The sequence below is a fragment of the Eubacterium callanderi genome (assembly GCF_900142645.1).
GTDB classification, from domain to species: domain Bacteria; phylum Bacillota; class Clostridia; order Eubacteriales; family Eubacteriaceae; genus Eubacterium; species Eubacterium callanderi.
The window spans coordinates 350,352-360,852 of record NZ_FRBP01000003.1 but is presented as its reverse complement, the minus strand read 5'-3'; the positions used below and the strand labels follow the sequence as shown (position 1 = coordinate 360,852).

Sequence of the window (10,501 nt, the reverse complement as noted above, 5' to 3'; positions counted from 1 at the left end):
TAACAAGCTAAAAATTGATAAAAAAAGAAGCAGATCCCGAAGGGCTGCTTCATCAATTTTTTCGTAAGTGTCCGTACACTTACTGTGCTTGCTCATATACTAATAGTATAAGAACAGCTTTAAGCATAGTTCTTAAAAATGAACCTAATCATCTATGATAAAATTATAGATATTAGGGATGAAATGGGATTGTTTTATGTGCTTGCTGGGTTTCCAATCTAGGAATTACTCATTTAATAGACTCCACCCTCATTCCATTGCCTTTCATCTTTTCGGTTGGTTAGGTTCATTTATTGATTACCTGTATAACTCGTGAGCCTGTTGTGGTTTTGGATTAACAGGGCATCCCAAATTATAGGAGGTATATTATGTCAGAAAAAATTGTTGTAGGAATTGATGTGAGTAAGGTTTTCAGTGATATCTGTATTCTATCAACCAATAATGACATCATCAAAAGACTTAAAATTTCTAATGATATTAATGGTATGAAGTCGCTCATATATGTACTTGAAAAGGTAGAAGATGAGTACGAAGACAGAGCAGTAATTATCATGGAAGCTACTGCACACTATCATCAAATTTTAGCTAATTTTTTTCGTAAGCATAATTACGAAGTCATTGTAATTAATCCGATTCAAAGTGGAGCATTGAAAAATATCAATATCCGAAAAATTAAATCAGATAAAACAGATGCATATAATATAGCGTTACTATATCGTATTAAGAATTACAACGAAACAATTACACACTCAGATACCGTTAACAGTATCAAAAAGCTTTGCAGACAGCATAAAGAATTGACTGATGAAATTGTGGAACATATCAACCGATTAATCGCTTTTTTAGATATTTCCTTTCCCGATTTCAAGAAAGTATTTACGGATTTGCAAGGGAAAACACCTTTGTCTTTGCTTGAAAAATATCCTACTATACAAGAAGTATTATCTCCTGAAAATAAGCAAGATATTATTCAACTGATAAAAGAAAATTCACATAAAAGCAGCTCCTATGCCGAAGCAAAATATGAAAAACTATTGAAAGCTGCTAAAAAATCTATTGAAGTTTGTATAGTAAACCTTAGTTCAGCAGTACTTATTCAAACAACTGTAAAGGTTATTTTCAGTTTACAGGAAGCTTTGAAAGCAATCGATGATGAGATCAAAAGACTATCTCTTTTAGATGAAAAGTTTCATAAAGAAATAGTGTTTTTACAAAGTATTCCAGGCGTTGGAGAGTATACAGCATGTGTTGTTTTATCAGAGCTTGGAGATATATCCAATTTCTCGAAACCGAAAGAATTAGTTGCCTTCTTTGGATTGGATCCAGGAGTATCCCAAAGTGGAACATACAATAGGAAAAACAATAAAATCTCTAAAAGAGGATCACCTAATGTTCGCTCAATTCTCCATATGCTGGCAAAATCTAATGTGTATCCAAATCGCAACCGAGAGTATTTAAATCCTGTTATGCGAGCTTATTTCGAAAAGAAAATAGCTGAAAAACCATACAAAGTTGTAATGTGTGCAATTATGCGAAAGATGGTTCAAATTATTTTTGCTGTTCTCAGAAACCAAAAATCATTTGAGTTAAGAACACCCGAAGAACATCAAAAACTAATTCGAGAAAAAAGTAAGCTAGTCGCATAAACTATTAAAAGTGTTGCCTCAAAAAAAGAAAGTGTATGAGGCTTATTTGCTATGCACATTTTTAAGTTTTGTGACTTAAAAATTTTTTAAAAAATTTTTAAAAATAACTATTGACTTCCTTAGTTGGTCTACAAAAGAATGATTAGGGTAGCAAGCGTTAAGCTTTTATTAAGTATTACATTTGTATTATACCATAAATCAATTCCTTTAGCTGTATTTATATCATAGGTTTTGTATTAATTTTAAAATATTTCTCTCCATAGAAGAACGCAGATTTGTTGATTTATATGGTGAATAATTCCAATCGAAGGACTTTTGTAATTCTTTATTATTTTGCAATAGTTTACATTCATAATAAACATTTCTTTGTTTTAAGGCTCAAAAAGTTCTGGATTAAAGATAACATTAGCATTATAAGTTTAATTTGTTCTCGTATGATTTAATTTTTAGAGTAAATTTCAAACAGGAAATTGAAAAAATGTGAATATTATTATGAATGTAAAAAAACTATTGACAACAATATACCATCGGTATATACTGGTAGTATATACCGATGGTATATTGTTGATGGAGGTGTTTAAATGACTATTTCTGAGACTCAAAAGAAAATATTGGCAGTCGGCAAGAAAGAATTTTTAAAAAAAGGATTTAAGGATGCTTCACTTAGAATAATTGTCGAGGAAGCAGGATTTACGAAAGGTGCTTTTTATGGTTACTATCCTAATAAAGCGGCCTTATTTGAAGCTATTGTTTCTGATGTAGCTGATGGGTTAATAGAACAGTTCAAAGCTGCACAAGATGCACATTTTGATTTAATTCCAGAAAATAAAACTTTAGAAAGCAGAGAGCTGTCTACAAAATATCTTTTGCATTTTGTGAATTATATTTATGATTATTTTGAAGAATTCAAGCTTGTAATTTGCTGTTCTGAAGGCACAAAATACGAAGATTATATTCATGAACTTGTAGAATTGGAAGTATCCCGTACGGAAAAATATTACGCTATTCTTAAAGAAAAAGGCAAAATGGCAGGAAACGTCAGTCATGATTTACATCACATGATTACCAGTGCATATTTTACAGCTGTTTTTGAAACGATTGTGCATGATATGACAAGAGAACAAGCCATTAAATATGTTAAAGAGCTTGCAGTTTTTTTTAATTCGGGATGGGATGGACTTTTAAGGTTTAAATAAAGCGTAAAATTTTCACGCAAGGTTAGCAAAGGCTAACAACTATATTTAGAAAGGATATAGATTATTATGAAAAATAGAGAAAATATATTACTAACAAGAGATTATATTTCCATAGGCATTTTTTCACTTATTTATTTTGTTATTGCATTTGTTATAGGCGGTATCGCACAGATGACACCTGTCACTTTTCCGTTTATGCCGATGATAGTAGCTTTATTTGCGGGCAGTGTTTTTATGTTATACACCGCTAAAATATCGAAGCGCGGATCACTTTCCATACTTGGTATACTTGCCGGAATCTTGTTATTTGTTACCGGTATGTTTTGGATGATGTCGGTATTTTTCATCGTATTTGGATTTATTGCGGACTTTATTTGCCAATCAGGAAATTTCAAATCATTCAGAAGAAATTTACTTGCCTATTGCGTGTTTGCGCTGTCTCCAATGGGAGCCTATATTCCCATGGCTATCATGCCTGCACAGTTTGATGAATTCATGCGTAGAAAAGGAGATGTTTCTTCTTTTGAAGGAATCATCAATGCTATTAGAATAAATTGGTGGGTTATCCCCTTAATGATTTTGGGGACAATTATTTGTGCCATAATCGGAGGCCTTATAGGTAAAAAATTATTGAAAAAACATTTTGAAAAAGTGGGGATTATATAAATGGCTTTAGATCCCAGAACAAAGCTGCTGATTTTATCAATAACAAGTATTTCCGTGTTTCTGAATGAAAGTATCGTTATAGAATGCCTTTTTACAGCAATCCCTATATTATTGCTCTTACAGGCGAAAGAGTTCCGTACTGCTTCAAAATACGGAATTCTCTTTATTGTGTTATTGATGGTACAGCTTTTTGTTATATCAAAATTACCTGTTACGATCGGAGGCATCATATATATGTTTGATGTCTATATAAGAAAACTTATTCCTTGTTTTATGCTCGGCACATTTTTAATACAAACTACAAAGGTCAGTGCTTTTTTAGCTGCATTCAGTCGATTGCATTTGCCTAAAGGTTTCACTATTGCACTTTCTGTTACATTGCGATACTTTCCGACAATGGCTGAGGAATGGAACTATATTAAGGACGCCATGGCTCTTCGAGGGATAACCGCTTCTTTTACAGGATTTTTACGCCATCCGGTCAAAATAATGGAGTATGTATATGTACCGATGCTGGTATCTGCTTCTAAAATCTCTGATGAAATCACACAAGCCGCAATTACAAGAGGAATAGATCATGTCGGAAGGCGCAGCTGTATGGAAAAAGTTTGTTTTTCAATCCATGATGCTCTGATTGTAACAATCTATATAGGGATTATTTGCATGATATTTTTTGATTTTTTACGAGGAGGTGTATTCCCTTGATTGAATTTATAAAACTTTCTTTTTCCTACAAGGATATGGAAAAAGCTTCTTTACGGGAATTACACTTAAATATTCCAAAAGGACAATGTGTTCTCTTGTGCGGTGCATCAGGATGCGGAAAAACGACTCTTACCAGATTGGTAAACGGGCTGATTCCTCATTTTTTTGAAGGAAAACTTTCAGGCAAAGTAACTGTAAAAGGAATGAATGTTGCCGAGACCGAAATTTCAACTCTTTCCGATAGTGTCGGCACGGTTTTTCAAAATCCGAGAACACAATTTTTCAACACAGATACAGATAGTGAAATTGTTTTCGGACTGGAAAACAGAATGCTGGAGATGAAAGAATTAAAACAGCAGCTTGAAAGGATTACTAAAGATTTGCATATAGAAAAATTAAAAGGATGCAGCATTTTTGAACTTTCCGGAGGGGAAAAACAAAAAATTGCATTTGCGTCTGTGTATGCCACGAATCCGGATATTTTTGTATTGGATGAACCGTCCTCAAATCTGGATTTTCATTCCGTGCTTGAACTGAAAAAACTGATAGAAAAAATAAAACAACAAGGGAAAACGATTATCATTGCAGAACATCGCTTGTGGTATTTAACAGATGTTGCAGACAGGGTCATCTTAATGCAGGAGGGTCAGATTTTTAAGGATATGAGTATACAGGATTTTTGCGAGCTCCCGCTTGAACAAATACAAAATATGGGGCTCAGGTGTCGAAATCTTTCTGAAATCAAAACAAATACCAATGATAAAAAATTTTCCCAACACACCTTAGAGCTGAAAGATATTCATGTCAAATATGGTGAAAAGATTATCTTGCAAAACATCTCTTTTACCGCAAATGGTGGAGAGATCGTCGCAATTACCGGCGCAAACGGAACAGGAAAAACGACACTGGCACGCACGATATGCGGACTGATAAAACAAAAATCGGGAAATATTTTTGTAGACGGCAGGAGTTTGTCTGCAAAAGCGCGTATTAAAAAATCTTACATGGTGATGCAGGATGTCGGACATCAACTTTTTACGGATTGTGTGGAAACAGAATGCACACTCGGAACAAAAACAACAGATGAGTCTGTTATTGACGAAACTTTATCGGCCTTATCTCTTTCCAAATTGAAAAACAGACATCCCCTTTCACTTTCAGGAGGACAAAAACAGAGGTTGGCAGTGGCAATCAGCTTGCTTTGTGATAAAGAAATTCTTATTTTCGATGAACCGACCAGTGGGCTTGACTTAAAAAGCATGCGGGAAGTAGGAACGATGGTAGAGAGACTTTCTGAACAGGAAAAAATCCTGCTCATTATTACACACGACATTGAATTTATAAAAACAATATGTTCCAGAGTTTTGCTTTTGTCAGGCGGTAAAATAATTGCCGATTTGAGAGGTGAAGAAAAGAAAAATATCGAAAAATATATTTTAGCAGAAGGAGATCGAAATGAAGAATAAGAAGAACAAAAACACATTGCATCGCTTATTTGAGTTTGCCGGATCATGTAAAGGCTTGCTTTTAAGTTCGGTTGTTTTTGCCGTTCTTGGTGCAGGGTTTGGAATCGTCCCGTATATTGCAGTTTCACGCATTATTATTCAAATATGCGCCGGCGATTACAGCTTGAAATCAATCATGCCGATGGCAGTAATTGCTCTTTTGGGGTACCTTTTGCAGCTTGGTCTATCAACTGTATCTACGGTGCGGTCTCACAAAGCCGCATTTACTATACTAAAAAATATTCGTACTGCACTTACGAAAAAGTTGTCACGAGTGCCCATGGGATTTGTCTTGGATACCCCGTCAGGAAAATTCAAAACGATGCTTGTAGATACGGTTGAAAAACTGGAGTTACCCCTTGCTCACATGATACCGGAATTAACAGCAAATATTATGATTCCTGTCTTAATGTTGATTTATTTCATGTTCCTTGATTGGAGGCTGGCACTTATTGCTCTTGCAACCTTTCCTGTCGGGATGCTCTGTTATATGGGAATGATGAAAGATTATGAGAAGCGTTATGACAGAGTTATTAAAGCCGCAAAAGCTATGGATGCCGCTACGGTTGAATATATAGGCGGAATCGAAGTGGTTAAGGCTTTTAATCAAAGTAGCGATTCTTATCGCAAATATGCAGAGGCGGTAAAGGAGAATGAAAATTCTAAATCGGAATGGTTCAAAAAGACGAATCCGTACTATGCGGCAGGTATTGCAATAGCACCCTCAAGTCTAATCGGAGTTCTTCCTGTCGGAAGTTTGTTTTATATAGGCGGAAGCATAAGCGCAGGCAGTTTTATATCCTGCATTATTTTATCATTGGGCTTGATTGCTCCGCTTATTCAGGCATTGCGATATACAGACAGCCTTGCTATGGTAGATGCCACCGTAAAAGAAATCGGAAGCCTTTTGGATACGGAAGAAATGGAACGCCCGGAAAAACGAGTACAGCTTAAAGGAGAAAAAATAGAATTTTCCAACGTCTCTTTCTCTTACAAGTATACAGAGGTTTTACACAGCATTTCCTTTGAAGCGAATGAAAATGAAATGACGGCTTTGGTCGGACCGTCGGGATCGGGCAAATCCACTGTCGCCAGACTCATTGCGTCTTTTTGGAATGCGGGAAGCGGAACCGTGAAAATAGGCGGTGTCGATGTGCAGAACATACCGCTTTCGCAGATAATGGAACATATTGCGTATGTTTCACAGGATAATTATTTGTTTCATCTTTCTATACGAGAAAATATACGAATCGGTAAGCCGGATGCTACAAACAGCGAAATCGAAAATGCAGCAAAAAAAGCGGCATGCCATGATTTTATTACATCACTTCCCAATGGCTACGATACCGTTGTCGGAGACAGCGGAAGCAATCTTTCCGGCGGAGAAAAGCAGCGCATTGCCATTGCAAGAGCCATATTAAAAGACAGCCCCGTAGTTATTTTAGATGAAGCTACCGCCTTTACAGACCCTGAAAATGAGTCGATAATTCAGCACTCCATCAGCGAGCTTGTAGCGGGAAAAACGCTGATTGTCATTGCACATCGATTATCTACTATCACATCAGCCGATAAGATTATCGTCATGAATGCAGGAAATATAGAAGCGGAAGGAAAACATGAGGAGCTTACCCAAAATTGTGTTCTTTACAGAGAACTTTGGAATGCACATATCAGCACGCTTGATATGAAGGAGGTATCAGCATGATTCAGATGTTCAGACGACTTTTGGATTTTTCCGGAATGGAAAGAAAAAGATTGATTTTATCGTTTATTTTTCATATGTGCAATTCCGTGTTTGAGATGCTTCCCATTATGGCTGTGCTTGCAGTTTTGAACGGAATACTATTATCACTTTCAAGTGGCTTCATGTCGATTAAAACAATATGGGCAGCCTTGGGGATTATGCTTTTAAGTATTTCAGGACGCATTCTATTTACGAATCTTTCCGCTGTAAAAAGAACCCTTGGAAGCTTTTCCATGTGTTCCAAATGGCGCATGGAGCTTGGCGAAAAATTAAAACGCGTACCTATGGGATATTTTAATGAGCATCGCCTTGGAGATATTACAGCGGCAGTTACTACAACACTTGGAGATCTGGAAACCAATGCAGTTACCGTCATGGAAGCGGTAGCCGGAGGATTTATCCACGCCGCAGTGATAGGGATATGGCTTTTGTTTTATGAATGGAAAATTGGAGTTTTGATGTTCATAGGGCTTTTTCTTTCCCTTTGTGTGTACGCAAAAACACAAAAAGCTGGTATGAAATATTCTCCGCGCAGGCAAGCTGCACAGGCCGGACTTGTTACAGGCATTTTAGAATATATACAGGGGATGTCCGTGATAAAAGCATTCGGACTTGCCGACCGTTCGGACAAATCCGTAGACGCTGCAATCAATGAAAGCGCAGAGGCAAACATCGCTTTAGAAAAAGTTTTCTCCGGCTTAGCTGCCGTCTTTCAAATGATATTCAAATTTGCCAGATTCGCAATCCTTGTTGTTGCACCATACCTGCTTATGAACGGAGAAATAACTCCTGAAAAGTGCCTGCTCCTTATTGTCGCAAGCTTTATGATTTATACGACTGTGGAGCTTGCAGGAAGTACGGCTGCCGTTGCAAGAGTTGTGGATGCTTCTTTAGACAGATTGGAAACAATATCCAATATTCCCCTTCTTGATGAAAAGGGAACAGACCTTATCCCGAAAGCATACGACATAACCGTTTCAAACATTTCCTTTGCATATGAGAAAAAGGAAATTCTGCACGATGTAAGCTTTTCTGTTCCTCAAGGTACGAGCTGTGCCATTGTAGGACCATCAGGCTCAGGAAAGACGACCCTTTGCAGTTTAATTGCACGGTTTTGGGATGTAAAAGACGGAGAAATTCTTTTAGGCGGCGTTAATGTCAAAGACTATACCTGCGACAGCCTTCTTAAAAATTTTTCCATCGTGTTTCAAAGAGTTTACCTTTTTGAAGATACCATTGAAAATAACATTCTTTTTGGAAAACCGCAGGCAACAAAAGAAGAAATGATTACAGCGGCAAAGAAAGCATGCTGCCATGATTTCATATCCGCACTTCCGGATGGATACCAAACAAAGATTGGAGAAGGAGGTGCAACCCTTTCCGGCGGTGAGAAGCAGCGAATCTCTATCGCACGAGCGATTTTGAAAGATGCACCTGTTGTCATTTTAGATGAGGCTACGGCAAGTGTCGATCCTGAAAACGAACGGGAATTGCAGCAGGCTATTTCAGAGCTGACAAAAAATAAAACGCTTCTGATGATTGCTCACAGGTTGAATACAGTTCGAGAAGCAGATCAAATTCTTGTTCTTGAAAATGGACGAATTGTGCAAAGAGGAAAACATCAGGAGCTGATACAGCAGGAAGGACTTTATCGACGATTTGTTGAAATTCGGGGAAATGCAATTGGATGGAAATTAGGAGGCCTGGAATGACATACAAAAAATTTTACTTCGGAAAGTTAAATGCACAGATATTAAAAAAAATAGATGCGGAACATAAAACAAAAATGAAGCAGCTCATCAAAGAAATCAATCAAGGATCATGGACGGAAAAACAGAAAAAAAGGCAAAAAAGAAGCATTATTTCAAATATAGCCCTATACCGATGTTTCATAGATAAAGGGCTTTCAAAAAATGAGGCAAAAGAATTGGTAAAGGAGTATTCATTTTATGTTGCCCAAAAGGCACATAAGCTTTTGAAAACATTTTTTTATATCCCCGGGTTTTTCAGGCTGTTCCGCTTGTTTATGAAAAAAGGGATGTCGGGCGATGAAATATGGAAAAGCAGAATCCTGTCGGATGACGGGGAATACTACCGTGTCGATGTGCTCAAGTGCCTTTGGGCGGATACCTGCAATTTTTTTGAATGCCCAGAGCTTTGTGAGATATTCTGTCTGTGTGATCATATCGTATTCGGAAATATAAAGGGATTTGTATTTGAAAGAAGTCAGACACTGGGAATGAACGGTGAAAAATGCGACTTTTGCTTCATAAATAGGAAAGGGGAAAGTTAAATGAATAGGGCTGAGGAAAAATGGTCCGGGGATGCCGGAAAAATGAAAATGTTTCTTCTTCAAGAAATAGAAGAAAGAGGTCTGGAATGGAGAGGTTTGTTAGAACGGTGTCTTGGAGATTGTCAAAAAAACAAAATTTTAGATGTCGGATGTGGAACCGGGTTTATTTCGCTGCTTCTTGCACAAATTGGGTGTGATGTCATTGCAATAGACAATAATGTCGCAATGCTCAAGGAAGCTGAAAAAATATCTGAGGAGTTAGGATTTTCAAATAAAATCACTTTTATGCTTAAAGACACAGAGTTAGTGGATTTTCCCGATAATACCTTTAATGCAGTGGTCTCAAGACATGCCTTTTGGCTATTTAATAATCCGAAAAAAGTTTATGCGCAGTGGTACAGAATTTTGAAATCCGGCGGTTGTATGCTGAATTTAGATGCAAATTGGCTTTTCCCTTTTTGGGGAGAGGAACAGGCAAAGCTCTTTCAGTCAGATGAAAACATTTTAACAAAACGCTACGGCAAATTTCAGGATTATTATCATGATACAGATATGATGGACGAATTGAAAAAACTCCCTTTAAGTTATATAAAACGCCCGGAATGGGATTTGGAAACATGCAGAGAAACAGGTTTTAAGAACATTGAAACAGAGACACTGTTACAGGAAAAGTATTGGAATCCTTTTATGGCACGCAGGTATCGCACGATGCCGACCTTTATCATCAAAGCTCAAAAGTAATATTT

At 36.9% G+C, this 10,501-nt stretch carries 9 protein-coding genes; all 9 read left to right on the top strand.

What is annotated here, in order from left to right; genetic code table 11:
* The first annotated feature begins 368 nt into the window (after window positions 1-368).
* The 9 genes from BUC22_RS05630 (at window position 369) to BUC22_RS05590 (ending at window position 10,496) form a co-directional block, all read left to right on the top strand.
* Window positions 369-1,646 carry an IS110 family RNA-guided transposase gene (locus BUC22_RS05630; protein ID WP_073382191.1) on the top strand — a complete coding sequence of 426 codons (1,278 nt, stop codon included), beginning with the start codon at window positions 369-371 and terminating at the stop codon, window positions 1,644-1,646.
* 581 nt (window positions 1,647-2,227) lie between these two features.
* The gene (locus tag BUC22_RS05625; RefSeq protein ID WP_000155678.1) at window positions 2,228-2,842 is read left to right on the top strand and encodes a TetR/AcrR family transcriptional regulator; all 615 of its coding nucleotides are present in this window, start codon (window positions 2,228-2,230) and stop codon (window positions 2,840-2,842) included.
* A gap of 66 nt (window positions 2,843-2,908) precedes the next feature.
* Window positions 2,909-3,508, top strand: a complete 600-nt coding sequence (locus tag BUC22_RS05620) for an MptD family putative ECF transporter S component (RefSeq protein WP_073382572.1) — start codon at window positions 2,909-2,911, stop codon at window positions 3,506-3,508.
* Complete coding sequence (locus BUC22_RS05615) at window positions 3,509-4,213, top strand: energy-coupling factor transporter transmembrane component T (RefSeq protein ID WP_001162459.1); 705 nt, start codon at window positions 3,509-3,511, stop codon at window positions 4,211-4,213. It abuts the gene before it with no gap.
* Window positions 4,210-5,679, top strand: coding sequence for an ABC transporter ATP-binding protein (locus BUC22_RS05610; RefSeq protein WP_073382569.1), 1,470 nt, complete (start codon window positions 4,210-4,212; stop codon window positions 5,677-5,679). The genes BUC22_RS05615 and BUC22_RS05610 overlap by 4 nt, the downstream gene beginning before the upstream one ends.
* Window positions 5,669-7,423 carry an ABC transporter ATP-binding protein gene (locus BUC22_RS05605; protein ID WP_073382567.1) on the top strand — a complete coding sequence of 585 codons (1,755 nt, stop codon included), beginning with the start codon at window positions 5,669-5,671 and terminating at the stop codon, window positions 7,421-7,423. The genes BUC22_RS05610 and BUC22_RS05605 overlap by 11 nt, the downstream gene beginning before the upstream one ends.
* The gene (locus tag BUC22_RS05600; protein ID WP_073382564.1) at window positions 7,420-9,174 is read left to right on the top strand and encodes an ABC transporter ATP-binding protein; all 1,755 of its coding nucleotides are present in this window, start codon (window positions 7,420-7,422) and stop codon (window positions 9,172-9,174) included. The genes BUC22_RS05605 and BUC22_RS05600 overlap by 4 nt, the downstream gene beginning before the upstream one ends.
* Window positions 9,150-9,755: an L-2-amino-thiazoline-4-carboxylic acid hydrolase gene (locus BUC22_RS05595; protein WP_423230423.1), complete on the top strand. Its 606-nt coding sequence runs from the start codon at window positions 9,150-9,152 to the stop codon at window positions 9,753-9,755. Before BUC22_RS05600 ends, BUC22_RS05595 begins: the two co-directional genes overlap by 25 nt.
* Window positions 9,756-10,496 carry a class I SAM-dependent methyltransferase gene (locus BUC22_RS05590; protein ID WP_001077894.1) on the top strand — a complete coding sequence of 247 codons (741 nt, stop codon included), beginning with the start codon at window positions 9,756-9,758 and terminating at the stop codon, window positions 10,494-10,496. It begins immediately after the preceding gene.
* The last annotated feature ends 5 nt before the right edge of the window (window positions 10,497-10,501 follow it).